The sequence below is a fragment of the Leifsonia sp. NPDC058292 genome (genome assembly GCF_042880955.1).
Classification (GTDB): Bacteria; Actinomycetota; Actinomycetes; order Actinomycetales; family Microbacteriaceae; genus Leifsonia.
Map to the genome: position 1 here is coordinate 37,804 of NZ_JBHVYL010000005.1, position 26,773 is coordinate 64,576.

Annotated in this window: 27 protein-coding genes and 1 tRNA gene; 13 read left to right on the forward strand and 15 right to left on the reverse strand. The window is 68.2% G+C overall.

The genetic code is table 11. The features are described from left to right. Positions 1-91: 91 nt before the first annotated feature. Together coaE and rpsA are read right to left on the reverse strand one after the other, a co-directional pair. Positions 92-691 (reverse strand): dephospho-CoA kinase, encoded by a 600-nt coding sequence (gene coaE, locus ACFVWR_RS05100; protein ID WP_387208678.1) that lies wholly within the window; start codon positions 689-691, stop codon positions 92-94. 168 nt (positions 692-859) lie between these two features. Next, the gene (gene rpsA, locus ACFVWR_RS05105; protein ID WP_387208680.1) at positions 860-2,332 is read right to left on the reverse strand and encodes a 30S ribosomal protein S1; all 1,473 of its coding nucleotides are present in this window, start codon (positions 2,330-2,332) and stop codon (positions 860-862) included. 7 nt (positions 2,333-2,339) lie between these two features. On the opposite strand from rpsA, the gene ACFVWR_RS05110 reads away from it, so the two are divergent. Beyond that, on the forward strand, positions 2,340-2,432 hold the full coding sequence (locus ACFVWR_RS05110; RefSeq protein ID WP_387208682.1) for a hypothetical protein: 93 nt from the start codon (positions 2,340-2,342) through the stop codon (positions 2,430-2,432). 9 nt (positions 2,433-2,441) lie between these two features. On the opposite strand, the gene ACFVWR_RS05115 is transcribed toward ACFVWR_RS05110, so the two are convergent. Genes ACFVWR_RS05115 through polA form a run of 4 tightly spaced genes read right to left on the reverse strand, consistent with a single transcriptional unit; the run spans position 2,442 to position 8,428 of the window. Continuing rightward, complete coding sequence (locus tag ACFVWR_RS05115; RefSeq protein ID WP_387208684.1) at positions 2,442-3,425, reverse strand: epimerase; 984 nt, start codon at positions 3,423-3,425, stop codon at positions 2,442-2,444. Continuing rightward, positions 3,422-4,033 (reverse strand): DUF4166 domain-containing protein, encoded by a 612-nt coding sequence (locus ACFVWR_RS05120; protein ID WP_387208686.1) that lies wholly within the window; start codon positions 4,031-4,033, stop codon positions 3,422-3,424. The genes ACFVWR_RS05115 and ACFVWR_RS05120 overlap by 4 nt, the downstream gene beginning before the upstream one ends. Beyond that, positions 4,034-5,707, reverse strand: coding sequence for a DUF885 domain-containing protein (locus ACFVWR_RS05125; protein ID WP_387208688.1), 1,674 nt, complete (start codon positions 5,705-5,707; stop codon positions 4,034-4,036). A gap of 48 nt (positions 5,708-5,755) precedes the next feature. Continuing rightward, complete coding sequence (gene polA, locus ACFVWR_RS05130; RefSeq protein WP_387208690.1) at positions 5,756-8,428, reverse strand: DNA polymerase I; 2,673 nt, start codon at positions 8,426-8,428, stop codon at positions 5,756-5,758. Between the two features lie 68 nt (positions 8,429-8,496). On the opposite strand from polA, the gene ACFVWR_RS05135 reads away from it, so the two are divergent. Beyond that, the gene (locus ACFVWR_RS05135; RefSeq protein ID WP_387208692.1) at positions 8,497-8,904 is read left to right on the forward strand and encodes a hotdog fold thioesterase; all 408 of its coding nucleotides are present in this window, start codon (positions 8,497-8,499) and stop codon (positions 8,902-8,904) included. Between the two features lie 103 nt (positions 8,905-9,007). On the opposite strand, the gene ACFVWR_RS05140 is transcribed toward ACFVWR_RS05135, so the two are convergent. Then, positions 9,008-9,613, reverse strand: coding sequence for an ANTAR domain-containing response regulator (locus tag ACFVWR_RS05140; protein WP_223690610.1), 606 nt, complete (start codon positions 9,611-9,613; stop codon positions 9,008-9,010). A 38-nt stretch (positions 9,614-9,651) separates the two neighbouring features. On the opposite strand from ACFVWR_RS05140, the gene ACFVWR_RS05145 reads away from it, so the two are divergent. After that, positions 9,652-9,734, forward strand: a tRNA-Leu gene (locus tag ACFVWR_RS05145). 129 nt (positions 9,735-9,863) lie between these two features. Continuing rightward, entirely contained in the window at positions 9,864-11,543 is a 1,680-nt protein-coding gene (locus ACFVWR_RS05150) for an HAD family acid phosphatase (RefSeq protein WP_387208694.1), read from the forward strand. 23 nt (positions 11,544-11,566) lie between these two features. On the opposite strand, the gene ACFVWR_RS05155 is transcribed toward ACFVWR_RS05150, so the two are convergent. After that, entirely contained in the window at positions 11,567-11,971 is a 405-nt protein-coding gene (locus tag ACFVWR_RS05155) for a DUF6855 family protein (protein ID WP_387208696.1), read from the reverse strand. Positions 11,972-12,047: 76 nt separating this feature from the next. Then, positions 12,048-12,548 (reverse strand): FBP domain-containing protein, encoded by a 501-nt coding sequence (locus ACFVWR_RS05160; protein ID WP_387208698.1) that lies wholly within the window; start codon positions 12,546-12,548, stop codon positions 12,048-12,050. Positions 12,549-12,616: 68 nt separating this feature from the next. Here ACFVWR_RS05160 and ACFVWR_RS05165 point away from each other — a divergent pair, with 68 nt between their 5' ends. Next, positions 12,617-12,943 carry a thioredoxin family protein gene (locus tag ACFVWR_RS05165; protein ID WP_387208700.1) on the forward strand — a complete coding sequence of 109 codons (327 nt, stop codon included), beginning with the start codon at positions 12,617-12,619 and terminating at the stop codon, positions 12,941-12,943. A gap of 16 nt (positions 12,944-12,959) precedes the next feature. Here ACFVWR_RS05165 and ACFVWR_RS05170 read toward each other — a convergent pair whose 3' ends face one another. Further along, positions 12,960-13,781, reverse strand: coding sequence for a hydrolase (locus tag ACFVWR_RS05170; protein ID WP_387208702.1), 822 nt, complete (start codon positions 13,779-13,781; stop codon positions 12,960-12,962). Between the two features lie 133 nt (positions 13,782-13,914). Here ACFVWR_RS05170 and ACFVWR_RS05175 point away from each other — a divergent pair, with 133 nt between their 5' ends. The 4 genes from ACFVWR_RS05175 (at position 13,915) to ACFVWR_RS05190 (ending at position 17,444) form a co-directional block, all read left to right on the forward strand. Continuing rightward, positions 13,915-14,715, forward strand: a complete 801-nt coding sequence (locus ACFVWR_RS05175; RefSeq protein ID WP_387208704.1) for an alpha/beta hydrolase — start codon at positions 13,915-13,917, stop codon at positions 14,713-14,715. 63 nt (positions 14,716-14,778) lie between these two features. Next, positions 14,779-15,801 (forward strand): LLM class flavin-dependent oxidoreductase, encoded by a 1,023-nt coding sequence (locus tag ACFVWR_RS05180; RefSeq protein ID WP_387208706.1) that lies wholly within the window; start codon positions 14,779-14,781, stop codon positions 15,799-15,801. Between the two features lie 105 nt (positions 15,802-15,906). Then, positions 15,907-16,836, forward strand: coding sequence for a hypothetical protein (locus tag ACFVWR_RS05185; protein ID WP_387208708.1), 930 nt, complete (start codon positions 15,907-15,909; stop codon positions 16,834-16,836). A 122-nt stretch (positions 16,837-16,958) separates the two neighbouring features. Further along, a complete protein-coding gene (locus tag ACFVWR_RS05190; protein WP_387208710.1) occupies positions 16,959-17,444 on the forward strand; it encodes a GyrI-like domain-containing protein in 486 nt (161 codons plus the stop codon). Between the two features lie 76 nt (positions 17,445-17,520). Here the strand turns inward: ACFVWR_RS05190 and ACFVWR_RS05195 are convergent, their stop codons facing one another. Next, positions 17,521-17,994, reverse strand: coding sequence for a VOC family protein (locus ACFVWR_RS05195; RefSeq protein WP_387208712.1), 474 nt, complete (start codon positions 17,992-17,994; stop codon positions 17,521-17,523). Positions 17,995-18,051: 57 nt separating this feature from the next. Between ACFVWR_RS05195 and ACFVWR_RS05200 the strand changes: the two genes are divergently transcribed. Next, positions 18,052-18,849: an SGNH/GDSL hydrolase family protein gene (locus ACFVWR_RS05200; protein ID WP_387208714.1), complete on the forward strand. Its 798-nt coding sequence runs from the start codon at positions 18,052-18,054 to the stop codon at positions 18,847-18,849. 58 nt (positions 18,850-18,907) lie between these two features. Here ACFVWR_RS05200 and ACFVWR_RS05205 read toward each other — a convergent pair whose 3' ends face one another. Continuing rightward, the gene (locus tag ACFVWR_RS05205; RefSeq protein ID WP_387208716.1) at positions 18,908-21,340 is read right to left on the reverse strand and encodes a phosphoketolase; all 2,433 of its coding nucleotides are present in this window, start codon (positions 21,338-21,340) and stop codon (positions 18,908-18,910) included. 68 nt (positions 21,341-21,408) lie between these two features. On the opposite strand from ACFVWR_RS05205, the gene ACFVWR_RS05210 reads away from it, so the two are divergent. From ACFVWR_RS05210 to ACFVWR_RS05220, 3 genes are read left to right on the forward strand one after another with little or no spacing between them, the layout of a single operon-like run. Further along, positions 21,409-22,257, forward strand: coding sequence for an alpha/beta fold hydrolase (locus ACFVWR_RS05210; RefSeq protein WP_387208718.1), 849 nt, complete (start codon positions 21,409-21,411; stop codon positions 22,255-22,257). 9 nt (positions 22,258-22,266) lie between these two features. Continuing rightward, complete coding sequence (locus ACFVWR_RS05215) at positions 22,267-22,851, forward strand: GNAT family N-acetyltransferase (RefSeq protein WP_387208720.1); 585 nt, start codon at positions 22,267-22,269, stop codon at positions 22,849-22,851. A gap of 17 nt (positions 22,852-22,868) precedes the next feature. Then, complete coding sequence (locus ACFVWR_RS05220) at positions 22,869-23,768, forward strand: DMT family transporter (protein WP_387208722.1); 900 nt, start codon at positions 22,869-22,871, stop codon at positions 23,766-23,768. Between the two features lie 10 nt (positions 23,769-23,778). On the opposite strand, the gene ACFVWR_RS05225 is transcribed toward ACFVWR_RS05220, so the two are convergent. Genes ACFVWR_RS05225 through ACFVWR_RS05235 form a run of 3 tightly spaced genes read right to left on the reverse strand, consistent with a single transcriptional unit; the run spans position 23,779 to position 26,697 of the window. Further along, the gene (locus tag ACFVWR_RS05225) at positions 23,779-24,633 is read right to left on the reverse strand and encodes an ABC transporter permease (RefSeq protein WP_387208724.1); all 855 of its coding nucleotides are present in this window, start codon (positions 24,631-24,633) and stop codon (positions 23,779-23,781) included. Next, positions 24,620-25,609, reverse strand: coding sequence for an ABC transporter ATP-binding protein (locus ACFVWR_RS05230; RefSeq protein WP_387208726.1), 990 nt, complete (start codon positions 25,607-25,609; stop codon positions 24,620-24,622). Before ACFVWR_RS05230 ends, ACFVWR_RS05225 begins: the two co-directional genes overlap by 14 nt. After that, on the reverse strand, positions 25,606-26,697 hold the full coding sequence (locus ACFVWR_RS05235; RefSeq protein WP_387208728.1) for an outer membrane lipoprotein carrier protein LolA: 1,092 nt from the start codon (positions 26,695-26,697) through the stop codon (positions 25,606-25,608). Before ACFVWR_RS05235 ends, ACFVWR_RS05230 begins: the two co-directional genes overlap by 4 nt. Between the last annotated feature and the right edge of the window lie 76 nt (positions 26,698-26,773).

Sequence of the window (26,773 nt, forward strand, 5' to 3'; positions counted from 1 at the left end):
AAGTCTAGGCAGCACCACTGACACTGAGGCCGGTGTGCGCTCTCGGCGGAACGCGACGCACCGCCCGATCACGTCAGGCCGAACCCGCTGGTCACGAGCCCGACAAGCGCTCCCACAGGGCATCGGTCTGCGCGAGCGTCTGCTCGAGCGAACCGTCGGTGTCGATGACGACATCCGCCACGGCCAGCCGCTCCTCATCGGTGGCCTGCGACCGGATGCGGCGCTCGGCCTCCGCCTGCTCCATCCCGCGCAACTCCACCAGACGGCGGACGCGGGTGTCCGCAGCCGCGTGCGCCACCACGACCAGGTCGAACGGGTACGCGTTCGCCGATTCGACCAGGAGCGGCACGTCGTAGACGACGACCGCATCCGGGTTCTGGGCCGCCGCCTGCTCGAACCGAGCGGTCGAAGTGCGCAGCACAGCGGGGTGCGTGATGCCGTTCAACGCCTGCAGCGCATCCGGATCGCCGAAGACGATCGCACCGAGGGCCGGCCGGTCGAGGCTCCCGTCGGCGCTAAGCACGCTCGGGCCGAAGCGCTGGGCGATCGCGGCGAGAGCAGGCTCCCCCGGCTCGACGACCTCGCGGGCTATCCTGTCGGCGTCGACCACCACGGCGCCGTGCTCGGCGAGTCGGCGGGCGATTGTCGATTTGCCGGATGCGATTCCTCCGGTGAGTCCGATCAGCTGCACCCGCTCAGCCTATCGGCGGCGGGAATGACGGAGGAATCGCGCGACGCGCCGTCAGAGTCTCCGTCATGACGGTCAGATCGCGGCAACGTCATCGGATGTCCGGCGAACCGAACGCCGGTTAACGGCCGAACGGCCGGCCCCGAGGGGCCGGCCGTTCGTGGAACACAGTTAGTTGTTCGAGCTGAGCTTCTCGCGCAGAGCGGCGAGCGACTCGTCGTCGGCGAGGGTTCCGCCGCCGGCGGTCTCGCTCGAGAAGGTCGAACCACCGGTGGACGGCGACGAGGACGACGAAGAAGTCGACTCCGAAGCAGCCTCTTCGAGACCCTTCGCAACCTGCTTCTTGTGCGCCTCCCAGCGAGCCTGGGCTGCAGCGTAGTCCTGCTCCCACTTCTCGCGCTGGGCGTCGAAGCCTTCCTTCCACTCGTTGGTCTCCGAGTCGAAGCCTTCCGGGTACTTGTAGTTGCCCTGGTCGTCGTACTCGGTGAGCATTCCGTAGAGCGCCGGGTCGAACTCGGTGCCCTCGGGGTCGACGCCCTCGTTCGCCTGCTTCAGCGAGAGGCTGATGCGGCGACGCTCGAGGTCGATGTCGATGACCTTGACGAAGACCTCGTCGCCGACCGAAACGACCTGCTCGGCGAGCTCGACGTGCTTGCCCGACAGCTCCGAGATGTGCACGAGGCCCTCGATGCCGTCTGCGACGCGAACGAACGCACCGAACGGAACCAGCTTCGTGACCTTGCCTGGTGCGACCTGACCGATCGCGTGGGTACGGGCGAACACCTGCCACGGGTCTTCCTGAGTGGCCTTGAGCGACAGGGAGACGCGCTCGCGGTCGAGGTCGACCTCGAGGATCTCGACGGTGACCTCCTGGCCCACCTCGACGACCTCGGAGGCGTGCTCGATGTGCTTCCAGGAGAGCTCGGAGACGTGGACGAGACCGTCGACGCCGCCAAGGTCGACGAACGCACCGAAGTTGACGATCGACGACACGACACCCTTGCGGACCTGACCCTTGTGCAGGTTGTTCAGGAACGTGGTGCGGCTCTCGGACTGGGTCTGCTCGAGAAGCGCACGACGCGACAGCACGACGTTGTTGCGGTTCTTGTCGAGCTCGAGGATCTTCGCCTCGATCTCCTGGCCGAGGTACGGCGTGAGGTCGCGAACGCGGCGGAGCTCGATGAGCGAAGCCGGGAGGAAGCCACGAAGACCGATGTCGACGATGAGGCCACCCTTGACGACCTCGATGACCGTACCGGTGACGACGCCGTCGGCGTCTTTGATCTTCTCGACGTCGCCCCACGCGCGCTCGTACTGCGCACGCTTCTTGGACAGGATGAGGCGGCCTTCCTTGTCCTCCTTCTGGAGAACGAGCGCCTCGACGGTGTCGCCGACCTCGACGACCTCTGTGGGGTCGACGTCGTGCTTGATGGAAAGCTCGCGCGAGGGGATGACACCCTCGGTCTTGTAACCGACGTCGAGGAGGACCTCGTCGCGGTCGATCTTGACGACGGTACCTTCGATGAGGTCACCGTCGTTGAAGAACTTCAGCGTCTTTTCGACCGCGGCAAGAAAGTCTTCAGCAGATCCGATGTCGTTGACGGCGACCTGCTTGGGTGCCTTGTCGGTCGTTGCGGTTGTCATGTAGTGAGTGCTCCGTTATGGACATGATTCGGGCCGGTCGCGAGTGGTGCGTTGTTACGATCCGCGAAACGGCGAGTGGATGAGAATGCCACAAATGTGACAGTCCAGTCTAGCTGTGGATGGAGGCGGGCGGCAACCCGCGTCGAGCGACGATGTCGCGCAGCGCCGGTTCGAGCTCCGGCTGCGTGAATTCGTATCCCGCCGCCAGCAGTCGCTCGGGAACGACCCAGCGGCTCTTCAGCACGAGTTCGGTCTCCGTGCGGATGACCGCCGATCCCAGTTCCAGCATCCAGCGGAACGCGGGAAGACCGATCGGCATTCCCAGCACGCGGCGAACCGTCGCCATGAACGCACGGTTGTCGACCGGATGCGGCGACGAGACGTTCACGACTCCGTCGAGCTCCGGATGCTCGCGCACGAACTCGATCGCCCCGAGCACGTCGTCGATGTGCACCCAGCTGAACCGCTGGCGCCCGCCCCGGGCGCCGAACTCGTGGAACGTGCCCGCGTTGCGGCGGGCCGTCGTCGCGAACCAGCGCCCGTCGCGCTGAGCGCCGCCGAGGCCGAACCGGGCGAGGCGGATGAGCGGAACGAGGGCGCTGCCGTCGCCGAGCACGATCGCCATCCGCAGCGCGACGCGGCGCGTCTGCGGGAGATCGGCTTCGAAGAAGGCGCGCTCCCACGACGTGGCCACGTTCACCGAGAAGCCCGTGCCGAGCTCACCGGTCGACTCGGTCATGGGCCTGTCCTCGGCGTGCCGGTAGATCGTGGCCGTCGACGAGTTGATCCACAGCGGCGGCGGGGCGTCACTGGCGGCGATCGCCGCCGCGAGCTCTCTCGTCGTGTCGAGCCGTGACCGGAAGATCTCGGCGCGGTTCGCGTCGTTGTACCGGCAGTTCACGCTCTTGCCGGCCAGATTGATCACGACGTCGGCGCCGTCGACCAGCCGTGTGATCGTCGCAGCGTCGCCCCAAGCGGCGTCGGGGCCCGAGCGGCCGATCACCGCGACCTCCGCGCCCCGCTCCCGGAAGGCTTCCGCAAGATGAGTGCCGATGAACCCGGATGCTCCGGCCAGCACGATGCGCTCGCTCACGCTCTCCGCTCCCCCGTTCGGATCTCGTAGCGGAAGGTGCCCGCGTACTCGTAGAGCCTACCGATCACGGGCGCGACGACGGCGATCTCGACGCGCTGCGCATCCCGAACCGCGTCGTATCGTTCGGTCAGGGTGATGCGCGGCCCGGCGAACCTCGGAAGCGGGACGCGCACCCGCCTGAACCGCACGGCCGACGCGATCGACTCCAGGCGGAGCCCGCCGTCGACGACGAACGCCCTGAGCCGCGTCTCGAAGCGGACGGGCGCGCCCAGCCGGTCGACGAGTGCGTCTGATTCGGCCGAGATGAGGTCGACCATCGTGCGCTCCCCCGACCGCAACCGGAACACCCGCTCCGCGCGCACCCCAGCGGGATGCGGACTGTTCAGAACCGTGAACGGCACATCCCTCTCCCAGACGGGAAAGGCGACGTGGGCGGGAGCGACCAGGGCGAGCAGGGGCCACAGCCATCGTCGCGGTGTGCCCACGGTGTCGAACACGCCGATCCCGACACCGTGACTACCCGGCGGGAGCTGACGGAAGTAGGGGGCGAGCCGGGGGTGCAGCTCGGTGAGCCGCTCCCCCAGCACCGCCTCGTAAGGCGAGGGCACTCAGTCGAGAAGAGCCGACTTCAGGGTGTCGAGGCCGACGCCGCCGATGTCGAGCGCCTTCTTGTGGAACGCCTTGATGTCGAAGGATGCGCCCTCGCGCTTCGCGTACTCGTCGCGCAGCTGCTCCCAGATGCGCTGACCGATCTTGTACGACGGAGCCTGCCCCGGCCAGCCGAGGTAGCGGTTCACCTCGAAGCGCACGAAGCCCTCGTTCATGTTCACGTTCTGGGCGAGGAACCCGAACGCGTACTCGCCCGTCCACGGGCCGGAACCGTCGGGCAGCTGCTTCTCCAGGTGCACGCCGATGTCGAGCACGACGCGGGCAGCGCGCATCCGCTGTCCGTCGAGCATCCCGAGCCTGTCGGCCGGATCGTCGAGGTAGCCGAGCTGCTGCATCAGGCGCTCGGCGTAGAGCGCCCAGCCCTCGGCGTGGCCGCTCGTGCCGGCGATGCGCCGCCACGAGTTCAGCTGCGCCTTGTTGTACGTCGCCTGCGCGATCTGCAGGTGGTGACCGGGAACGCCCTCGTGGTAGACCGTCGTCAGCTCACGCCAGGTGTCGAACTCGGTCACACCCTCGGGAACGCTCCACCACATGCGACCGGCGCGCGCGAAGTCGTCGCTCGGTCCCGTGTAGTAGATGCCGCCCTCTTGCGTCGGGGCGATCATGCACTCCAGACGGCGGATCTCCTGCGGGATGTCGAAGTGCGACTTGCCGAGCTCCTCAATCGCCCGATCGCTCGTCTCTTGCATCCAGCGCTGCAGAGCATCGGTGCCGTGCAGCTTGCGGGAGGCGTCGCCGTCGAGGAATTCGATCGCCTCGTGCACGGATGCGCCGGGCTTGATCTCGCGGGCGATCGCCTCCTGCTCGGCCACCATGCGGGCCAGCTCTTCGATGCCCCACTCGTAGGTCTCGTCGAGGTCGACCGTCGCTCCCAGGAAGTCGCGGGAGGCGAGCTGGTAGAGCTCACGGCCCACGGCGTCCTTCTCAGGAGCGTGCGGTGCGAGCTCGTTCTCGAGGAAGGAGGCGAGCTTCGCGTACGCGTCGGCCGACTCCTGGGCCCCGGCCGCGAGATCGGAGGTCAGCGAGTCGGGCAGCGACCCGTCGGCGACCGTCGCACCGCCCGTGAACTCGAAGAAGAACCCCGTGCCGGCCACCTGCTTCTGCGCCTGCGCCAGCACCTCGCGCACCTGACGGATCGCCGGCACATTGCCGGATGCGATGCCGCTGCGCAGCGTCTCGATGTAGCCGTCCATCGCCGCCGGCAGGTTGTGCAGACGCTTCGCGACGTTCGACCAGTCCTCTTCGGTGTCGGTCGGAACGAGATCGAAGATGTCCCGCAGCTCTTGGGCCGGGGAGGCGATCACGTTCAGGTCGCGCTGGCCGAACCCGGCCTCGTGCTTCTCGACCTGAAGCTGCAGATCGCGAGCGAGGTCCATCTTGGTCACGCGGTCGATGTCGTCGACCGGCTCAGCGGCCTCGACCTTCGCGAGGGCCTCTTTGACCTTCGCCACAGCGGTCTCCGCTCCGGCGGGCGAATAGTCTCCGTACTCGCCTTCACGCCCAGGCCGACCGAGCCAGACGTGGAACTCCGGGTACAACTCCAATTGGGTGTCGACCCACTCCTCGGCGATCGTGTCGATGGGAGTGGCGTCGCGCTTCTCTGCGTTCGTCATACCCCGACCCTATTGGCCGGGATGCTGCCGCCACCACTCCCCGCCCGGTCAGTGCGCGGCGGCGTCCCAGTTGGGGCCGCGGCCGACCTGCACCTCGAGAGGCACCGCGAGGTCTGCTGCGTGGGACATGCGGTCGCGCACGATCGCTTCGAGCGCGTCCCACTCGCCGTGGGCGACCTCGAAGATCAGCTCGTCGTGAACCTGCAGCAGCATCCGGGAGTTCAGCTTCTGGTCGATCATGTCGCCGGCGATGCCGAGCATGGCGATCTTCATGATGTCGGCGGCCGACCCCTGGATGGGCGCGTTCAGCGCCGCCCGCTCCGCATTGTCGCGCAGCACGCGATTCGTGCTCGTGAGGTCGGCGAACGGACGGCGGCGACCGAAGATCGTCTCCGTGTAGCCGTCGACCCGCGCCTGCTCGACGACCCCACGGAGGTAGTCGCGCACGGCGCCGAACCGGGCGAAGTAGTCGCTCATCAGCTGCTTCGCCTCGGCGGTCTCGATACGGAGCTGCTTCGACAGGCCGAAGGGGCTCAGACCGTAGGCGAGGCCGTACGACATGGCCTTCACCTTGGTGCGCATCGCCGGGCTGACCTCCGCCGGCGTCACGCCGAAGATGCGGGCGCCGACGAAACGGTGCAGGTCTTCCCCGACCCGGAACGCTTCGATCAGCCCCGGGTCTTCGGAGAGGTGCGCCATGATGCGCATCTCGATCTGCGAGTAGTCGGCCGTCAGCAGAGTCTCGAACTCGTCGCTGCTGCGGATCGCGGAACGGATCTCCCGCCCCTCCTCCGTGCGCACAGGGATGTTCTGCAGGTTGGGATCGTTCGACGAGATTCTGCCGGTGCTCGTTCCGGTCTGGTCGTAGGTGGTGTGGATGCGCCCATCCGCTTGCACCGAACGCTCCAGCGTCTCGACGATCTGCTTCAGCTTGGTCGCGTCGCGGTGCTGCAGCAGCAGGTCGAGGAACGGATGCGGGTTCTTCTCCTGCAGGTCGGCGAGCGATCCGGCGTCGGTGGAGTATCCCGTCTTCGTCGCACGCGTCTTGGGCATCTGCAGCTCTTCGAAGAGCACCTGCTGCAGCTGCTTCGGCGAGCCGAGGTTCACCTCGCGCCCGATCTCGGCGTACGCCCGGGCGGCGTAATCGTTCGCCTTGTCGGTGAGTTCGCCGCGCAGACGGGCGAGCACCTCGCCGTCGATGCTCACGCCGTTCAGCTCCATCTCGGCGAGAACGGCGACGAGCGGAAGCTCGATGTCGTCGAGCACCTTGCGGGTTCCATCGTCGAGCGCGAGCATCTGGGCCTCGGCGACACGGCGCATGTACCAGGCCTCCGTGGCCGGGCTGACCGCATCCGTCAGCGGAACGAGCTGGTTCGGGTCGGAGACGGGAAGCGTCTCGCCGAGCACCTCGTAGACCTGCTCGGCCAGCGATTGCGTGGCACCGCCGGGTCGCACGAGCCAGGAGGCGACGCTCGTGTCGAAGGCGAGACCGTCGACGATCAGCCCCGTGCGGCTCAGCGCCTTGAACTGCGGCTTGGCGTGGAAGAAGTACTTGGGAGCCGGGCTGGACAGCCATTCCTCCAAGGCCGCGTAGTCTTTGCGGCCCGCCGCCCAGGGCACGTACACCGTGTCGTCGTCGGTCGCGAGGCCGAAGCCCGTGAGCCCCGCCGGCCCGAGCTCGACCTGCACGCCGATCGCGTTGCCGTCGGCAGACGCTTTCGCAAGCCAGTTGCCGAGCTCTTCGTCCACCATCGTGCGCACCGGAGGCGCTGCGACGGCTCCCGTCTCGACGCCCTCGCTGAACCCCGCGGCGCCGTCGAGCATCCCCTCTTCGGCGGAGGTCTTGAGCAGACGATCGAGCAGTGTCTTGAACTGCAGCCGGGCGAAGATGTCGCGCACCGCCGACTCGTTGATCGGCCGACGCTCGAGGTCGCCTGGGCCGACGGGGAGGTCGACGTCGGTCAGCAGCTTGTTGAGCCGGCGGTTGCGGAGTGCGTTCTCCTTCTGGTCGCGCAGGTTCTGCCCGACCACACCCTTGATCTCGTCGGCGTGCGCGATGAGCTCGTCGACCGTGCCGTACTGCTGCACCCACTTGACGGCCGTCTTCTCGCCGACCTTGTCGATGCCGATGAGGTTGTCGCTCGTCTCGCCGACGAGCGCGGCGATCTCGGGATACTGGTAGGGCTCGATGCCGTAGCGCTCGCGCACGGCGGCAGTGTCGTACACCTTCAGCTCGGAGACGCCACGGACGTTCGGGTAGAGCAGCGTCACGTCGTCGTTGACGAGCTGGATGGTGTCGCGGTCGCCGGAGACGATCAGCACCCGGTAACCCTCGGCCGCACCCCGGCTGGAGAGCGTCGCGAGGATGTCGTCGGCCTCGAAGTCCTCCTTGGTGACGGTGGTGATGTTCATGGCGTGCAGGGCCTCTTCGAGCAGCGGGATCTGCCCGACGAACTCGGACGGGGTCTCGCCGCGCGTGCCCTTGTACTCCGGGTACTCGCGCGTGCGGAACGAGTAGCGCGAGATGTCGAACGCCACCGCGATGTGGGTCGGCCGCTGCTGCGTGAGCAGGTTGATCAGCATCGCGATGAAGCCGTGGATGGCGTTGGTGTGCTGGCCTTCCCGGTTGACGAAGCTGTCGACGGGGAGCGCGTAGAAGGCCCGGAAAGCGAGCGAATGGCCGTCGATGATCAGGAGGGTAGGCTTTTCGGAGTCTGACACCAGGACAGCCTACAAGGCACCTGCGACACCGGAACTGCGTCGATGGACGACGCCGAGAAAGGCCGAGAATGACCGAGGACGCGCTCGCTTACGTGAACGAGAGAGGGCTCGGCAGCCTGGCCGAGAAGATGGGGATCGAGATGCTCGAGTTCACCATCGACCGGGCGGTCGCCCGGATGCCGGTGGAGGGCAACACGCAGCCGGCCGACCTCCTCCACGGCGGCGCGTACGTGGTGCTCGGCGAATCCCTCGGGTCGATGTCCGCCAACCTGCACGCCGGAGCCGGCCGGCTGGCCGTGGGCATCGAGATCAACGCGACGCACACCCGCTCGGCGACGAGCGGCTACGTCACCGGCGTGTGCACGCCCATCCACCTCGGTCGCACGCTGACCACGCACGAGATCGCGGTCAGCGACGATCAGGGCCGACGCTGCTCAACCATCCGCATCACCAACCTGATCAAAGACATCCGCTAGCTCCGACCCGCTGGCTCCATTCGTGCGAAAAGCGCGGTCCGCACAGATCGGGCCGCGCTTTTCGCACGAATGAACGGGGTGGCTACGCCTGGGAGGGGAAGGGCTACTTCTTGGCGGCGAGCTGCTCGATGATCGCCTGGGCGACGTCGTGCATAGTGAGGCGGCGGTCCATCGACGCCTTCTGGATCCAGCGGAAGGCCTCTGGCTCGGACAGGCCCATCTTCTCGTTGAGGAGCCCCTTCGCCCGGTCGACGAGCTTGCGGGTCTCGAAGCGCTCGACCATGTCGGAGACCTCGGCCTCGAGCGCGATGATCTGCGCGTAGCGGGCCAGGGCGATTTCGATCGCCGGCAGCAGGTCGTTCGGAGTGAACGGCTTGACCACGTAGGCGAGGGCGCCCGCCTCGGTCGCGCGCTCGACGAGTTCCTTCTGGCTGAACGCGGTCAGCAGCACGACGGGAGCGATGTGCCCCTTCGACAGGCGCTCGGCCGCGGAGATGCCGTCGAGCTGGGGCATCTTGACGTCCATGATCACCAGGTCGGGTCGCAGCTCGGTGGCGAGGGCCACAGCCGTCTCGCCGTCGCCGGCTTCGCCCACCACCTCGAAGCCGTTGTCGCGGAGGATCTCGACGATGTCGAGCCGGATCAGCGATTCGTCTTCCGCGACGACGACGCGTCGCGGTGCGGTTGGGGTAGCTTCCTGGTCAGTCACGGGTAAAAGCCTACGGTATTCTTCAATGGTTGTTGTGCGCCGGTGTGGCGGAATGGCAGACGCGGAGCACTCAAAATGCTTTGTCCGAGAGGGCGTGTGGGTTCGAGTCCCACCACCGGCACAACCCGTTCGAGGTCCTGAGATCTCACTCCGTCCCCCTTCTCCCCAGAGGTAGCGCACGGCCCGCCGACGCGGCTAGGGTGCTCGAAGACCCCCATTCGAGGGCCATCCCTGAGCGAACGGTGATGCGATGTTGCCCACGACTGTCTCGATCCCGCCGACGGATGCACCCCGCCGCGCGCGCCGTCTCCTCGCCGGTACAGCCGGCGTCGTCGCCCTCGTGCTGGGCCTCGGCCTCGCGGGTGTCTCCAGTGCGCAGGCGTGGGATCCCGGTCCGGGCCACGGGTCGCAGACCCTTGCTCCGAAGACGCAGTTCACCATGGCACCCGACGGGTCGAGCGGCTCGACGGTCGGTGGCGAGAACATCCCGAACATCGACTCGGTGAAGAAGACCATCGCGACCTACTACGGCGACCCGGGCACGGGCATCGCGGACAAGACCGCCTCGCCGTACATCAGCGAACTGGCCGCGATCGTCGCCGACGAGAAGGCGAAGCTTCAGACCGGCTACGAGGCGGCCAAGAGCAAGGGAGAGAAGCCCGCGATCGTGTTCGACGCCGACGACACGACCCTGTGGACGTATGACATGGAAGTCGCCGACATGCACTTCACCTTCAACCCGGCCGAGCAGGATGTGTGGGTGCAGGGTCAGCGCTTCCCCGCGACGCCGAACATGGTCGACTTCGTGAACACGGCTGCGGCGATGGGGTACTCGGTGTTCGGCCTCACGGGACGCAACGACGACCAGAAGGCGGCCACCCTCGGCAACCTCGCGAAGGTCGGCTACACGCCCTTCACCCAGCAGAACTTCTACACGAAATGGACGGGGGTCGGCGCCTCCCAGCAGCCGTCGTACGTCACCTGCGCCACCGCGAAGTGCACGACCGTCGAGTACAAGGCACTCACCCGCAAGCACATCGAAGCCCTGGGATACACGGTCACCCTCAATGTCGGCGACCAGTGGTCGGATCTGCAAGGCGGATACGCCGAGCGCGCGCTGAAGCTGCCCAACCCGACGTATTACCTTCCGTCGGCGAACCTGCCCGGGGTGACCGAGCCGGCGCTCGCACCCCGCACGCACTTCACCATGGCCCCGGATGGATCGAGCGGCGCCACGCAGGGCGGCGAAGGCATCCCGAACATCGACTCGGTCAAGTCGACGATCGCGACCTACTACGGCGACCCGGGAACGGGCATCGCGAACAAGACCGACTCGCCCTACATCCGCGAGATGCGCACGCTCGTCGCCAGGCAACTCCCCCAGCTCGCCCTCACCTGCTTCGTCGAGAAGAAGCTGCATAAGAACCCGGCGATCGTGCTCGACGCCGACGACACCTCCCTGTGGACGTACGACATGGAGGTGGCCGACATGCACTTCACCTTCAACCCGGCCGAACAGGATGTGTGGGTGCAGGAGCAGCGCTTCCCCGCCACTCCCGGCATGGTGAGCCTCGCCTCCGTGGCCAAGAAGTCGGGCTGCACGATCATCGGTCTGACCGGCCGCAACGACGACCAGAAGGCCGCGACCCTCGGCAACCTCGCCAAGGTCGGGTACACCGGTTTCACCTCGCAGAACTACTACACGAAGTGGACGGGCGTCGGAGCGTCGCAGCAGCCCTCGTACATCACGTGCGCGACGGCGAAGTGCACGACGATCGAGTACAAGTCGCAGACGCGAGCCCACATCGAGTCGAAGTCCGGCGGCCGGTACGACATCGTCGCCAACTACGGCGACCAGTTCAGCGATCTGATCGGCGGCTCGGCCGACCGTGCCGTCAAGCTCCCCAACCCCACCTACTACCTGCCCTAGTCCGTTCGGCGAGCATCAGCCGCTCAGCCCGCGGCGCGCGCCCGGTTGTTGCGCGCGTCGTGGGTGAGTTCGGCGAGTCCGAGGGCTTCGAGCAGGGGCGGGAGGTACATCCCGAAGCGGCCTCGGTACCCTTTGCGCAAGCCGTACCAGCCGCCGACGGGGTTCGCCTCGTCGCGGCCCCACGCCTCGACGGTTCCCGCTGCAGCGGGCTTCTGCTCGTCGGCGGCGCCGAGCGGGACCCAGTCACCCTGCTCTCGCAGCCAGGCGGCGAGGTCGTCGATGGCGCGCAGCTGATACCGCAACGTCGTCGTGCCGACCTGACAGACCAGGGTGGGCGGATCGGCGTCTTCGTCTCGCCACATCGTGTACTCCGACGATCCCGGCGCCGTCTTCAGCACCCACGGATCGTCCTTCGTTCCAGCGGCCATGGCAGCGCTCCTTCGCGATCGCGTCAGCTCTCTTACTGAGAGTCTGGCACTCGGGCGTGCCCAGCGACCCGAATCGTCAGATCCGCGCGCCGATCACCGTCGCGGCGAACCGTCGCGCCCGCTCGGCGAGTCCGGCGATGCGGTCGGCGATCACCGCGTCGGCATCGAATCCGACGTACGACACAGGCGGCTGCCGGCGCACATTCGCGCAGCACTCGAAGCCGCCGCAGAGCATCGTGCCGACGGTGTCGCCGTTGCGGCCCGCCTGACCCGCTCGCCGGGCGACATAGAGGTACACGTCATTGGGCAGCAGAACATCCTGGCACCATCCGCACATCGCGGGCGCCGACGCCCGCATCGACGCGTCGGACGCACGAAGCACGATCCCGACCGGCCCGCTCTCCGTGGGGATCACCACGAACCCGCGCTGCGGCGAGCGCGAGTCGCGCCAGCCGAGGTACTCGCGGCGGGCCCAGTCCACCTCGTGGAGTCCGGGAGGCATCGGAATGTCTGCCGCCTCGCCCCGGGAACAGTTGACGAAGGCGTCCCGGATCTCCTCCTGCGAAAGAATGTCCATGATCTCCTCCTCATTCAATGCTGTCACAGCTTGACCTTGCCCCAGAGGTCAAGGCTTAACCTCACGGCATGACCACTCTCACCTCTGTAACCGATGCAACGTTCGAGGATGCGGTGCTCGCCGCATCCGGCACCACCGTCGTCGAGTTCTGGGCCGAATGGTGCGGCCCGTGCCGTGCCCTGTCGCCCATCCTCGAACAACTCGCCGCCGAGCATCCGGATTCCTTGCGCATCGTGAAGATCAACGCCGACGAGAACCCCGCTTCGACCGCCCGCTACCGCGCCATGGCTCTCCCCGTGATGAAGGTGTTCCGTGACGGCGAGGTCGTGAAGACGATCATCGGCGCGAAGCCCAAGCCGGCGATGGAGATGGAACTCGCGGCATTCATCGGGTGACGGCGCGGAGGCGTCGTCACGTCAGCGCGTCGAACGCCCCGGTGACCCAGCCGATGTAGCGGTCGGCCGAGCGCAGCACCACCCCGCGCGCATCCTCCAGCACCGCGTTGCCGAGGTTGCCGTAGAGCCGCTCGAACGGCCGGTCGCACACCCGGTCGGCGATTCGACGCACGACGGCGCCCGACAGGGGGATGTCGTTCGGATAGCTGCGCATGAACGTCACCCACCGGCCGCTCGGGCCGGGGAACACCGAGTCGCCGGAGAGCACCACGGAGTGTTCCCCGGCGCGATCCCAGTGCGCGACCGCACTCCCGCGGAAGTGACCGCCGACCGTGCGGAGCGTCACGCCGGGCAGGATCTGGCGCTCGCCCGACCAGGTCTGCAGGCTCGGTTGCTGGCGCTGCACCCACGAGAGGTCGGCCGCGTGCACGAGCACGGGCGGGTCGCCGAGCAGTCGTGACCAGGTGCTCTGCGCTCCGAACATGTGCGGGTGACTGGTGGCGATCACCGCGACGCCGCCCAGCTCACGAACGCGGTCGGCAGCGGCGGCATCCACGTAGCCCGGCGGATCCCACAGAAGGTTGCCCGCGGGCGTCCGCAGCAGCATGCCCTGCTGCCCGATGCCGACCTTCGGTTCTGAGCGCAGCCCGTACAGATCGGGCTCGAGCTCGGTGACGACGATCCGCTCGCCCGACTCCGCCAGCCGCTGCAGCGACGTCCACTGCTGACCGTCGCGCGGAACATACTGTCGCTCGTCATCGCAGATCGCGCACGAGACCGGATGCTCCTCCCCCGGCGGATACTCGACGGCACAGGCGGCGCACAACCAATCGACCATGCCGCGACCATACTCCCGCCACCATTGCTCCCGCTCCCCCGCGAGGAATAGCCTGTGCCTGCAGCACCGTGATCTTCTCAGCGGAATCCTCGATATCCATCGATCAGTGACATCCCATCGAAAGGTACGTGCCATGGCGAATCAGCCTGTCGTCTTCATCCACGGTCTCTGGCTCCACGCGACGAGTTGGGAACCGTGGGCCGAGTTGTTCCGCAACGAGGGGTACGACCCGATCGCGCCGGCCTGGCCCGGCGAGCGCGACACCGTGGCCGAGACCCGGGCGCATCCGGAGGATGTCGCGGGCACGAGCATCGACGAGGTCACCGCGCACTTCGCGAAGATCATCGAAGGCCTCGACGAGCCGCCGGTGATCATCGGTCACTCGTTCGGCGGACTGATCACCGAGAAGCTGCTCGGGCAGGGCTACGGCAATGCGGCGGTCGCGATCGATCCGGCTCAGATCAAAGGCGTGCTGCCGCTTCCGCTGGCGCAGCTGCGGTCGTCGCTGCCGGCGCTCGGCAACCCCACGAACATCGGCAAGGCCGTGTCGCTGACCGAGAAGGAGTTCAAGTTCGGCTTCGCCAACGAGCTCAGCGACGAGGAAGCGAAAGAGCTGTACGACAAGTGGACGATCCCCTCCACCGTGCGCCCGATCTTCCAGGCTGCTGCCGCCAACTTCACCATGCATTCGCAGGCCGCGGTCGACACGAAGAACGAGGACCGCGGTCCGCTGCTCCTCATCTCGGGTTCGGCCGATCACACGGCGCCCGCGGTGATCACAGACGCGACGCTCAAGCAGTACCGCGACTCGAACGCCGTCACCGAGCTGATCAAGTTCGAGGGCCGCGGGCACTCCCTGACCATCGATCACGGCTGGCGCGACGTCGCCACCGAGATCCTCGTCTGGCTCGACCAGGTGCACGCGAACGAATGATGTCGGGTCGGTGGATGCGGTGCCGGGCGGAATACCGCATCCACCGTCACGCTTGAGGTCACCGTGAAACGTATCGGCTTTCTCTCCTTCGGCCACTGGCAACCGATCCCCGGATCGGTGGCACGAACCGCCGCGGATGCTCTCCTGCAGACGATCGACCTCGCCGTGGCGGCGGAGGAGCTCGGGGTCGACGGCGCCTATGTGCGTGTTCACCACTTCGCTCGTCAGCTCGCGTCGCCCTTTCCCCTGCTGGCCGCCATGGCCGCCCGCACGAGCCGGATCGAGCTGGGCACCGGCGTGATCGACATGCGCTACGAGAACCCGCTCTACATGGCCGAGGAGGCAGCGGCGGCCGACCTGATCAGCGGCGGCCGCCTGCAGCTCGGCGTGAGCCGAGGATCACCCGAGACAGCTCTGCGCGGCTCAGAGGCGTTCGGCTACGTGCCCGGCGACGGCGAGACGGATGCCGACCTCGCCCGCGCCCACACGGCGCTGTTCCGAGCGGCGATCGAGGGCGCAGCGGTCGCGAACGCGAACCCCCAGATGACCGGCACGACCGGCGGGCTCGCCATCCAGCCCCAGTCCCCTGGGCTCTCCGAGCGCATCTGGTGGGGCTCCGGCACCAGGCAGACGGCCGTGTGGACGGCCGAACAGGGCATGAACCTGATGAGTTCGACGCTTCTGACCGAAGACACCGGGGTGCCGTTCGGCGACCTCCAGGCCGAACAGATCGCCCTGTACCGCGAGGCGTGGAAGAAGGCCGGCTGGGAGCGGGAGCCGCGGGTGTCGGTGAGCCGCAGCATCCTGCCGATCGTCTCCGACCTCGACCGCAAGTACTTCGGCGCATCGGCCCTCGGCGAGCGGGAGGACCAGATCGGTTACCTCGACGGAGGCGTCGCCCGCTTCGGCAAGTCGTACGTTGGGGAGCCCGAGCAGATCGTCGCAGAGCTCAAGGACGACGCCGCGGTGCGCGAGGCCGACACCGTGATCGTGACCGTTCCCAACCAGCTCGGCGTCGACTACAACGCCCACCTGCTCGAGACGATCGTGACGCGGATAGCCCCCGAACTGGGCTGGCGCGACTGAGCTCCACCTCTGCGTCCTCTCTAGCGTGAGACGGCGGAAGCCTGACAAACTGGGCGGGCTGCACACCCGACTCGGCAGCTCCACTGTTTCGATGAGGAGATCGCCGTGCCGAGAATCAGCAGAGCATCAGCACTCGTGGGCGTCGGCCTGGCCGCGGTGATCGTCACAACAGGGATCGCGGCATCCCCGGCAGACGCCGTCGTGCACTCCACCGAGGGCTCTGCGCCGTCGGCGATCACCAGCATGTGGGCGTGGGGCAACCCGATCGATCCGGCGACGGATGCGCGCGGTCGCGGCCAGGCCGAGTTCGAGCCCGCCGCGCTGGTCGCCTTCGCGCAGGCGCACGGTCTGCACTCCGTCTACCTCTCGGTGCCGTGGGCCGCCAACCAGGGCGCATTCGCGGTCTGGTTGCCGGAGGCCGTGAGCGCGCTGCACGCGGCCGGCATCGAGGTGTCGGCCCTCGGCGGAGACGCGTCGTGGGCGAGTCAGCCGGCGCTCGCGGCTCAGTGGGTGTCCGACGCGCTCGCGACGGCGCCGTTCGACGCCGTGCAGTTCGACGTCGAACCGTGGGCGGGAGTGCCCGACGCGGATCTCGGCACCATCGTCACTCAGTACACGGCGATGCTGGATGCGGCGACGACGGCCGCCGGCGACGTGCCGATCGGCGTCGACCTGCCTTGGTGGCTCGCGGTGAAGCCCGTCGGCAGCGGAACCGCGTTCGGAGCCATCGTCGCGCACGCCCAGAGCGTGGCCATCGTCGCCTTCGCCGACCACGCCGCCGGCTCCGACGGCATCGTCGCTCTCGCGTCGCCGGCCGTGTCCGAGGCAGCCGCGGCGAACCTGCCGTTCACCGTCGGCGTGGAGACCGACACCCCGGCGGTCGCGGGCGGAGCCCAGTACACGTTCGGTGACGACAGCGCCGCGGCACTCGAGACGGAGACCGCGCTCGTGCGGTCCGCCTTCGGTGCAACGACCGGATACCGCGGCGTGACGGTCGAGCACCTCAGCGCCTGGCGAACCCTGCTGGGTCAGTAGCCGCCCAGCGCCCACTCGCCGGGCCTCGACATGGCACGGTAAACCAGCTGCCCTGGGCGGGGGGAAACCCAGAAAGACCCGTGAGTCAACGTTGTCGTACGCAGTGACGAAGGGAGTGGGGGGTGGAAGTGGTGGACGGCCCCCGTGTCGAGGATCGCCTTGCGCGCCCGACGCTCGGCATCCGAACTCGCACGCCTTTTCGCGGGATGCTGGCGGAACGCGATCGATTACTCGCTGTTCTGATCGCTTGGATGCAGACCAACGAGGTTGAGCCGGACGGTGCGTTCTACCTGCGGCTGCACACCGTTGACATGGCCGGCGATATGGATATCGAAGTTGGCGCGTTCGTGACAGGGGTGGGCGATGACGAAGTGACCGAGGGGGTCGTACCGGGCGGCCGCTACGTTGTGCTGCGCTACATCAATCACTCGCTCCGCGCCCACAAGCTCCTTTTCGAGTGGGCGGAAGCCCGGCAGATCCAGTTCGACACCGAAGAGACGGATGCGGGCGTCGACTGGGCGGGGCGACTCGAGATCTACGTCACCGACCCGCGAACCCAGCCACGCAAGAGCCGCTGGGAGACAGAGCTCGCTCTTCTCACAAGCTAGCCGCGCGATGTTACGGCTAGCTCGGCCAGATCGATCCTCGACTCAGTCGAGCGCGCGAGCAATAGACCCGCCGAACTCAGCCGTCGGCGGCCGCTTCGAGCGCGGCGATGTCGAGCTTGCCCATCCCGAGCATCGCCTGCATCGCCCGATGGGCGCGCTCCGGGTCCGGGTCGGCGAGCAGTTCGCCGAGCCGGGCGGGCACGATCTGCCACGACAGCCCCCAGCGGTCTTTGAGCCAGCCGCACTGGCTCGGCTCGCCGCCGTCGGCGATCAGGGCATCCCAGAGCCGGTCGATCTCGGCTTGCGTGTTCGCCTCCGTGTAGAGCGAGAACGCCTCGGTGAACGGGAAGATGGGCCCACCGTTCAGGGCTTCGAACTCCAAGCCGTCCAGCACGAACCGCACGGTCGTGACACCGGCGGCCTGCCCGGGAGCGTCGCTCCCGAAGCGGACGACATCGAGGATGCGCGAGTTCGGGAACAGCGAGACGTAGAACTCGGCCGCCTGCTCGGCCTGGTCGTCGAACCACAGGAACGGGGTGATTCTCGGCATGAGGGAACTCCTTCGTTCGGTTGCGACCAGAGTATCGAGCGCGAGTAGCGTAAGACCATGTTCTCGAGCTACATCGCCATCGGCGACAGTTTCACCGAAGGGGTGGGCGACGATCTTCCCGATGGACGTGTTCGCGGCTGGGCCGACTTCGTCGCCCTCGGCCTCGCGATGGCCGCCTCCTCCTCAGCCGCTTCGGGAGCGCAACCGGTGACGTACGCGAACCTCGCCATCCGCGGCCGCAAGCTCGGGCCCCTGCTCGCGGAGCAGCTGGAGCCCGCCATCGCGCAACGACCCGAACTCATCAGCCTGAACGGCGGCGGCAACGACATCATGCGCCCCAAGGTGTCGACCGAGTCGGTCGTGCGGCAGCTCGAAGAGGCGACCGAGCGCGTGACGTCCGCCGGAATCCACATGCTGCTGCTGAGCGGCGCCAACCCCAGCGACCACCTGCCGATGGGCAACCTCGTCTCACGCCGTGGCGACGAACTCGACGCCGCCGCCCACAAGCTCTTCCCCCGCGAGAAAGCGACGTTCGTCGACAACTGGGCCGACCCCGTGCTGCGCGACCTCCGCTACTGGTCGGCCGACCGTCTGCACCTGAACGCCACCGGCCACGCCCGCGTCGCGAGCAACGTGCTGACCGCGCTCGGGGTGCCGGTCCCCGCGGAATGGGGTGTCGAGGAGGTCGCCGCCGCGCCGCCCGGTCAGCGCTCCCGCCGCACAGCGGAGTACTACCGGCGCTACGTGCTGCCCTGGATAGGCCGGCGACTCACCGGCCGCTCCTCCGGCGACGGCCGGGTCGCAAAGATCGCCACACTCACCCCCGTCGACCCCACCTCCGTCACGCCCGTCTGACGCTGACGCTGACGCTGACCCTGACGCTGCCGCGTTCGGGTCTCGACCGGCGAGCCGGTCAGTCGTTGTCGCCGCCCGTGGTGTCGAGCCGCGTGGTGCGCTCGCCGCCGGCCCACGTCCATTCGGCGACGACAGGGATGTCCTCGCCGTGTTCGCGGGTGTACTGACGCGCCCTCACGCGTGCGTCCTGCATCTCCTGACGGAAAACCGCCTCGCGGGCGGCGAGCCCGGGCACCCTGTCCAGCACATCGATGACGAGGTGGTACCGATCGAGGTCGTTCAGCATCACCATGTCGAACGGCGTCGTCGTGGTGCCTTCCTCCTTGTAGCCGCGCACGTGCAGATTGTCGTGCCCGTGGCGACGGTAGGTGAGCCGGTGGATGAGCCACGGATACCCGTGGTAGGCGAACACCACCGGCTTGTCGGTGGTGAACAGCGCGTCGTATGCGCTGTCGTTCAGACCGTGCGGATGCTCGCCCTCCGTCTGCAGGCGCATCAGGTCGACGACGTTCACCACGCGAACCTTGAGGTCGGGCACGTGCTCGCGGAGGATGGACGCGGCGGCGAGCACCTCGAGGGTCGGGATGTCACCGGCCGCTGCGAGCACCACATCCGGCTCTTCTCCCGGTTTCTCGGTGCCCGCCCAGTCGAAGATGCCGATGCCGCGGGTGCAGTGGTCGATCGCCTGCTCCATGGTCAGCCAGTTCGGCGCGGGCTGTTTGCCGGCGACGACGACGTTCACGTAGTCGACCGAGCGCAGGCAGTGGTCGTAGGTGGAGAGCAGCGTGTTCGCGTCGAACGGCAGATACACCCGCACGACGTCGGCCTTCTTGTTGACGACGTGGTCGATGAACCCGGGGTCCTGGTGCGAGGCGCCGTTGTGGTCCTGCCGCCACACGTGGGAGCTGAGCAGGTAGTTCAGCGACGCGACGGGGCGACGCCACTCGATCTTCCTCGACGTCTTCAGCCATTTGGCGTGCTGGTTGAACATGGAGTCGACGATGTGGATGAACGCCTCGTAGGAGTTCAGCACCCCGTGCCGCCCGGTGAGCAGATACCCTTCGAGCCACCCCTGGCACTGATGCTCGCTCAGCACCTCCATCACTCGGCCGCTGGTGGCGAGGTGGTTGTCGTCGTCGATCGGCCAGCGCTCGGCGTTCCACTGCTTGCCGGTCACCTCGAACACGGCCTGCAGTCGGTTGGATGCCGTCTCGTCCGGCCCGAACAACCGGAAGTCGTCGGGGTTCGCCACCATCACGTCCCGCAGCCACTCGCCCAGAACCTTCGTCGCCTCAGCGACCGTCTCGCCGGGCGACGGAACGTCGACGGCGTAGTCGCGGAAGTCGGGCAGCCGCAGCTCTTTGCGCAGCAGACCGCCGTTGGCGACCGGGTTCGCGCTCATCCGCCGATCCCCCAGCGGGGCGAGCCCACTTACCAGGTCGACCGGAGCGCCCGCGTCGTCGAACAGTTCTTCCGGGCGATACGAGGCGAGCCAGCTCTCGAGCAGTTTCGTGTGCTCTTCGGTGTCGCGCGCATCCGACAGCGGCACCTGGTGCGACCGCCAGTTGTTCTCCGCCGGATGCCCGTCGATCTCTTTCGGGCACGTCCAGCCCTTCGGCGTCCGCAGGATGAGCATCGGCCAGGCGGGACGGGACGACAGCTCGCCCGCCTGCGCCGCACGCTTGATGCCGGCGATCTGGTCGAGCATCTGGTCGAGCGTCTCGGCCATCCGCTCGTGAACGGCACGAGGGTCCTCACCGTCGAAGCCGCCCGACACCAGGTACGGCGTATAACCGTAGCCGCGCATCAGCTCGAACAACTCGGACTCCGGGATGCGCGCGAGCACGGTCGGGTTCGCGATCTTGTACCCGTTGAGGTGGAGGATCGGCAGCACCACGCCATCGGTCACCGGGTTCAGGAACTTGTTCGAGTGCCAGGCCGTCGCAAGGGGGCCGGTCTCGGCCTCGCCGTCACCGACGACGGCCGCCACGATCAGGTTCGGGTTGTCGAACGCCGCTCCGTACGCGTGCGAGAGGGAGTATCCCAGCTCACCACCCTCGTGGATCGACCCCGGGGTCTCCGGCGCCGCGTGACTCGGGATGCCGCCCGGAAAAGAGAACTGGCGGAACAGCCTGCGCAAGCCCTCCTCGGTCTTGTCGATGGTGCCGTAGATCTCGCTGTACGTACCGTCCAGGTAGGCGCCGGCGACCACACCCGGCCCGCCGTGCCCGGGGCCGGCGATGAAGATCGTGTCGAGATCGCGCTCCTGGATGACGCGGTTGAGGTGCGCGTAGATGAAGTTCAGACCCGGCGTCGTTCCCCAGTGCCCGAGCAACCGCGGCTTGATGTGGTCACGGGTGAGAGGCGTCCGCAGCAGAGGGTTGTCGAGCAGGTAGATCTGGCCGACCGACAGATAGTTCGCCGCACGCCACCAGGCGTCCAACCTGTCGAGCATCTCGGGCGAGAGAACGGTGGTCTGTCGAGCGCTCATCGAGTTCCTTCCGCAGGGAATACCACTTGTTGGGCATCCTACGCGCGGGTCCGCTCCGAACAATGACCGTGGAGAGAACAACCGTCGACACCCGCCTCGGCCCCGTGGCCGTTCGGCACAGCGCGCGCGAGAGCGATACCGCGACCGTGCTGTTGCACGGCGCGGCCGGATCGTGGACGACCTGGGCCGCCGCCATCGCCGCCGCGGAGGACAGCGGGGCCGTGACCGATCTCGTCATTCCCGACCTGCCGGGTTGGGGAGACTCCCCCGTCGACGACCTGAGAACGCTGGATGCGTCGGCACTCGCCGCCTCCATCGCCACGGTGGCCCGGTCGCTCGGCTACCACCACTGGCGCCTGGTCGGGCACTCGCTCGGCGGGTTCGTGGCGCTCGAACTCGCCGCGCAGGAACCGAACGCCACCCGGTCGGTGGCGCTCGTATCGGCGACGACGTTCGGTGGCCGCGGCGACACACTCTCCGCGGTCGGGCGCTTCATGCACTACCCGGCGCTCGTCGGCCTCTTGCTCGGGATGCGCTGCCTCCTGCTGCTGGGACCGTTGGCGGCCCGGTTCGTGCGGCTGCTCGATCGCTGGGAACTGCTGCCGATGCTCGCGGCTCCGCTGTTCACTCGGGTCGACCGCGGCGCTGTGCACGAACTCGCGCGGGATCTGCGCCCCGGAGCCTTCGTGCGGGCGATGGCGGTCGCGCGCACCTACCCGGCACGCGAACGCTGGGCGCGCATCCGGTGCACCGTTCTCGCGCTGCACGGCGACGACGACGTGTTCGTCGGACGGGACGACGACGCCCTGCTCGCCGCCACCATCCCGGGCTACCAGGCGGTGGTCGTGCCTTCGACCGGCCACTTCGGGCACATCGAGCATCCCAGCCTCCTGTGCGGAGTGCTGCACGCCCGGTAGGTTGTCCGCATGGAGACGGAGAACATCAAAGTGGAAGCGATCCGTGCCGATCTCTGGCCGCAGCTGGCGGAGGTGTTCGGCGAGCCCGGTGATGCCTCGGGGTGCTGGTGCCAGTGGTTCAAGCTCACGGGCACGCAGAACCGGGAGCTGCCCCGGGATGCGAAGGCGGCGCGTCTGCGAGAGAGCATCGCCGGCGACCCCGCGCCCGGGGTCATCGCGTGGATCAACGACGAGCCGGTCGGCTGGGCGGCCGTCGAGCCGTTCAGTGCGTACCCGAGTCTGGGTCGTTCGCCCATCACGAAACGCCTGGCCGACGATCCGCTCGACCCTTGGGCGGTCACCTGCTTCGTCGTTCGTCACGACTTCCGGCGGCGGGGAGTCGCCGCCGCGCTGCTGCGGGGCGCGGTCGATCATGCAACGGCCCAGGGCGCCGTCGTCGTCGAGGGATACCCGGTCGACACGGCGGTGCGACCCTCGCTGTCGAGCGCAGAGAGATATCACGGCACGGTCTCTCTGTTCGAATCCGCAGGGTTCCACGAGGTGCGCCGGCCGTCGGCCACGCGCGCGGTCATGCGGTTCGAGCCCGCCGCGTGAGACCCTAAGCTCGAGTGGTGACCCCGAGCAGCGACCCCGCGACCCGTCGCACGCTCGTCGGCGCGGGAACGCAGGTCGCCACCGAGGTCAGCATCAACTTCGGCTCCTCGATCGCCGGGCTGCTCATCCCGATCGTCGGTTCCGTGGTAGTCGTGGCTGTGCGGCAGATCATCACCGCGATCGCCGTGCTTCCGTTCTACCGGCCGAAACGCGCCGAGCTCACCTGGCGCCGGCTGTGGCCCGCACTCGCTCTCGGTGTCGTGCTCGCGACCATGAACCTCAGTTTCTACGAGTCCATCGGCAGGCTGGGGCTCGGCATCGCGGCCACGATCGAATTCCTCGGCCCGTTCGCACTCGCACTGGTCGGGTCGCGTCGGCTGCTGGATGTGGTCTGCGCGTTCGTGGTGGCCGCCGGCGTGGTGCTCCTCACCGGCACCGCGGGAGCGATCGATCCGCTGGGTGTGCTGCTCGCCCTGACCGCCGCGGCCAGCTGGGCGGCGTACATCCTGTTGACCCGCCAGGTCGCGCTCCGGCTGCCCGGGCTCGAAGGATTGAGCGTCGCCAGCGTCGTCGCGACGGTCATCCTGCTGCCGATCGCTCTGGTCGTCGTCGACTACTCGCGCCTCGACTGGGGCGTGATCGGCCTGCTCGTCGCCGCCGGTCTGCTCTCCTCCGCGATCCCGTACAGCCTCGACACCTTCATCCTGCGCCGCATCCCGCCCCGCCTCTACGCGATCATCACGAGTTTCGGCCCGGTCGTCGCGACGGTCTTCGGGGTCATCGTGCTCGGCGAGCGTTTCACCCCGGTGCAGCTGCTCGGCATCGTGGTCGTGTGCGCGGCGGCCGCCGTCACGATCGCCACCGCGCGGCCGCGACCCCGCTCCGACCTCGAAAGCACGGCCGAGACCATCCCCTGAGGGCGGGCGCCTACGACAGGATGTCCTTCGTCGTGAACCGGCCGATCGCCAGCGCACCGAAGACAGCGACATAGCCGAGCTGCAGAACGGCGTTGCTGCCGAACGAATCCCACGAGATCGGATCGCGCAACAGGTCGCCGAAGCCGAACCAGTAGTGACTGAACAGCCAAGGGTGGATGGCCTCCAACTGCGGCAGCTGGTCGAGCACCTGCGACACCACCGAGAGCACGATCGTGGCAGCCATCGCGCCGACGGGCACGTCGGTGAGGGTCGAGAAGAACAGTCCGATCGCGCACAGACCGAGCAGGGAGACGGCGACGAAGGCGGCGATCAGCAGAAGCCTCAGCAGCGCCTCCCCGAAACTGACCACGGTGCCCGACAGCAAGGTGACCGGACCGACCGGGAACAGGGCGGCGCCGACCGCGACACCCGCGACGATGACGACGAGAGTGCTGACGATGCCGAACACCGCCGCACCCACGAACTTCACGGCGAGCAGGCGCAGGCGCCCGGCCGGTGCGATCACCAGATAGCGCAGGGTTCCGTGGCTCGCCTCCCCCGCGATCGTGTCGCCCGCGACGACGCCCATCGTCAGCGGAAGGAACAGGGGCACGCACACGACGAGCGCGGTGAACCCGACGAAGAGTCCGTTCGCGGTGATCTGATCGAGAAACTGCGGCCCGCGGCCCGACTCGCTTCCCCCGCGCACCCGCACAGCGACCGCGATCAGGATGGGCACGGCCGCCAGCGCCGCCAGCATCGCCCAGGTGCGCCAGCGGCGGAAGAGCACCGAGATCTCCGAGCCGAGCAGCGCGCCTCCCGCGCTTCTCCGGCGGGGCACGGCAGCCGCCTCACCGGTCGACATCGAAGCCCTCCCCGGTCAGCGCGACGAAGCGTTCCTCGAGCGACGATCCGTGCACCGCGAAACCGCGCACTCGAACGCCCTCGGCGACGAGGATGCCGACCACGTCCTCAGCCGCGGGGGCGGGATGCGGAAGCGTCCCCTCCAGCACGACGTCGTGCTCCGCGCCCGGTGCACCGAGCGACTCCCCCGCCGCAGCGTCGCTCCCGCCGTCAGCGACGACGCCCAGGCGGGCGAGGACGGCGATGGCGAGGTCGACATCCGGTGTCACCACACGCACGCGAGGGGCGCCTGTGCTGCGCAACTCGTCGAGCGATCCCTGGGCGACGAGGCGTCCGCTCCGCATGATCGCAGCGTGGCTGCAGATTTGCTCGATCTCCGCGAGGAGGTGACTGGAGACGAAGACGGTCGTGCCGCCGTCCGCGAGGGAGCGGATGAGCGAGCGCACCTCGCGGGTGCCCTGCGGATCGAGCCCGTTGGTCGGCTCGTCGAGCACGAGAAGCTCCTTCTCGGTGAGCAGCGCCCCGGCTATGCCGAGACGCTGCTTCATTCCGAGCGAATACGCTTTCACCCGACGGTCGGCGGCGTGCGAGAGTCCGACGCGTTCCAGGGCGGAGGCGACCCGGCGCCGGCGCGTGGCGGCGGGAGCGTAGAGGTCGGCGGAGTCCCGCCGCAGGAGGTTGGCGGTGCCACTCAGATAGGGCGCGAAGGCCGGGCCTTCCACGAGAGCGCCCACGCGGGGAAGCACGCGAGCGCCCCCGTCGGGCATGGGCTCGCCGAACAGGCGGATATCGCCGTCGCTCGCGGCGACCAGACCCAGCAGCATCCTGATGCTCGTGGTCTTGCCCGACCCGTTCGGCCCGAGAAAACCGAAAACGGCGCCCCGGGGCACCCTCAGGTCGATGGCGTCGACGACGGTGCGCGAGCCGAACCGTTTGGACAGACCGCTCGTGGCGATCGCGTCGTCCGGCGCGGTCACTGCGCGGCGACTGCCTGCAACGCCGAGACGGGGACCGCCCCGGCCAGCACGCGGCCGTCGTCGGTGATCAGCACCGACACGAGCGCCGTCGAGAGCGCGCGGCCACCGTCGACCGCCGTCGTCAGTTGGCCGAACAACGGCGACGAGGTGATATCGCCGGAGGCCGTGCCTGCCGGAAGCGTCACGATCGCGTCCCAGCCGCTTCCTGTGACAGCGGGCCTCGGATGCGCGCGGACCTCTGCACGCGCGCCGTCCGCGTCACCGGCGGAGAGCTTCTTCTCCGTCACCGTCGCGCCGGACGGCGGTGTGAACTCGAACCGCGACGCGGACGGCGTGTCGGCGCTGAACGAGGAGAACTCCACCTCGACGGCCGGGTTCTTCTGCCCTCGCGCCTCCACCTGCACGCGCAGCGGGATGCCGGTGCTGCCGTCCACGGCGATCGAGACAGACCCCACGAGGGTCGCGGCGGTGCGCGGCGTCAGCACGAGGTCGTACGCATCGCGGCCGGCGACCTTCGTGTCGGCACCGAGAGTCACCGCGGCGCTGGGGTCGACGGCGGAGAGGAACCGCTGGGCCAGCGCGGACGGCGTCAGCGACGACGCGTCCGGTACGGCGGCGTCCGGGTCGGCGGCATCCGCCGACGGAAGCGTCACGTGTGTGACCTGCTGCCCCTTCGACGCGTAGAGCCAGACATCGTCACCGTTCCGCACGACATCCCGCTCCGCAAGCTGGTCGAGCACCTGCACCCGCACCTTCGTGGGGCCGTCGACGGCGACCTGAGCCTTATGCGAGCCGGTGAGCAGTTCGAGCGCCGACGACGCGTCGGCCCCGCCGTTCGACCCGGAGCCCGCGACATCGCCTGAACCGGGCGATGTGCTCGGCAGTGTCGGCAGCCCGAGGTCGGAGGTCTGCTCGATCGTTCCGGAGAAGGCGCGCGAATCGCTCGACGATACGAGCGCGAGTACCTCCTGCGGAGACTTCGCTGGCAGATCGGCGGCGCCGGCAGCCAGCGGCGCGATGAGCACCCCGGCTCCGATCACGGCCGGAACGACGGCGGCAGGCAACCAGCGGACCCAGCGACGTTTCATGCCTTCGAGACTACGCCGGTCGCCGCCCGCTGCACCCGCGGGTTGCTGGCAACTCGGTGAGAGGGCGCCGGCCCCG

Excerpts from the sequence above, each read along its gene's own strand:
- rpsA (WP_387208680.1), bottom strand. The coding sequence starts at position 2,332 with ATGACAACCGCAACGACCGACAAGGCACCCAAGCAGGTCGCCGTCAAC.
- ACFVWR_RS05125 (WP_387208688.1), bottom strand. The coding sequence starts at position 5,707 with ATGACGAACGCAGAGAAGCGCGACGCCACTCCCATCGACACGATCGCC.
- ACFVWR_RS05135 (WP_387208692.1), top strand. The coding sequence starts at position 8,497 with ATGACCGAGGACGCGCTCGCTTACGTGAACGAGAGAGGGCTCGGCAGC.
- ACFVWR_RS05150 (WP_387208694.1), top strand. The coding sequence starts at position 9,864 with ATGTTGCCCACGACTGTCTCGATCCCGCCGACGGATGCACCCCGCCGC.
- ACFVWR_RS05155 (WP_387208696.1), bottom strand. The coding sequence starts at position 11,971 with ATGGCCGCTGGAACGAAGGACGATCCGTGGGTGCTGAAGACGGCGCCG.
- ACFVWR_RS05160 (WP_387208698.1), bottom strand. The coding sequence starts at position 12,548 with ATGGACATTCTTTCGCAGGAGGAGATCCGGGACGCCTTCGTCAACTGT.
- ACFVWR_RS05165 (WP_387208700.1), top strand. The coding sequence starts at position 12,617 with ATGACCACTCTCACCTCTGTAACCGATGCAACGTTCGAGGATGCGGTG.
- ACFVWR_RS05170 (WP_387208702.1), bottom strand. The coding sequence starts at position 13,781 with ATGGTCGATTGGTTGTGCGCCGCCTGTGCCGTCGAGTATCCGCCGGGG.
- ACFVWR_RS05175 (WP_387208704.1), top strand. The coding sequence starts at position 13,915 with ATGGCGAATCAGCCTGTCGTCTTCATCCACGGTCTCTGGCTCCACGCG.
- ACFVWR_RS05195 (WP_387208712.1), bottom strand. The coding sequence starts at position 17,994 with ATGCCGAGAATCACCCCGTTCCTGTGGTTCGACGACCAGGCCGAGCAG.
- ACFVWR_RS05200 (WP_387208714.1), top strand. The coding sequence starts at position 18,052 with ATGTTCTCGAGCTACATCGCCATCGGCGACAGTTTCACCGAAGGGGTG.
- ACFVWR_RS05205 (WP_387208716.1), bottom strand. The coding sequence starts at position 21,340 with ATGAGCGCTCGACAGACCACCGTTCTCTCGCCCGAGATGCTCGACAGG.
- ACFVWR_RS05215 (WP_387208720.1), top strand. The coding sequence starts at position 22,267 with ATGGAGACGGAGAACATCAAAGTGGAAGCGATCCGTGCCGATCTCTGG.
- ACFVWR_RS05225 (WP_387208724.1), bottom strand. The coding sequence starts at position 24,633 with ATGTCGACCGGTGAGGCGGCTGCCGTGCCCCGCCGGAGAAGCGCGGGA.
- ACFVWR_RS05235 (WP_387208728.1), bottom strand. The coding sequence starts at position 26,697 with ATGAAACGTCGCTGGGTCCGCTGGTTGCCTGCCGCCGTCGTTCCGGCC.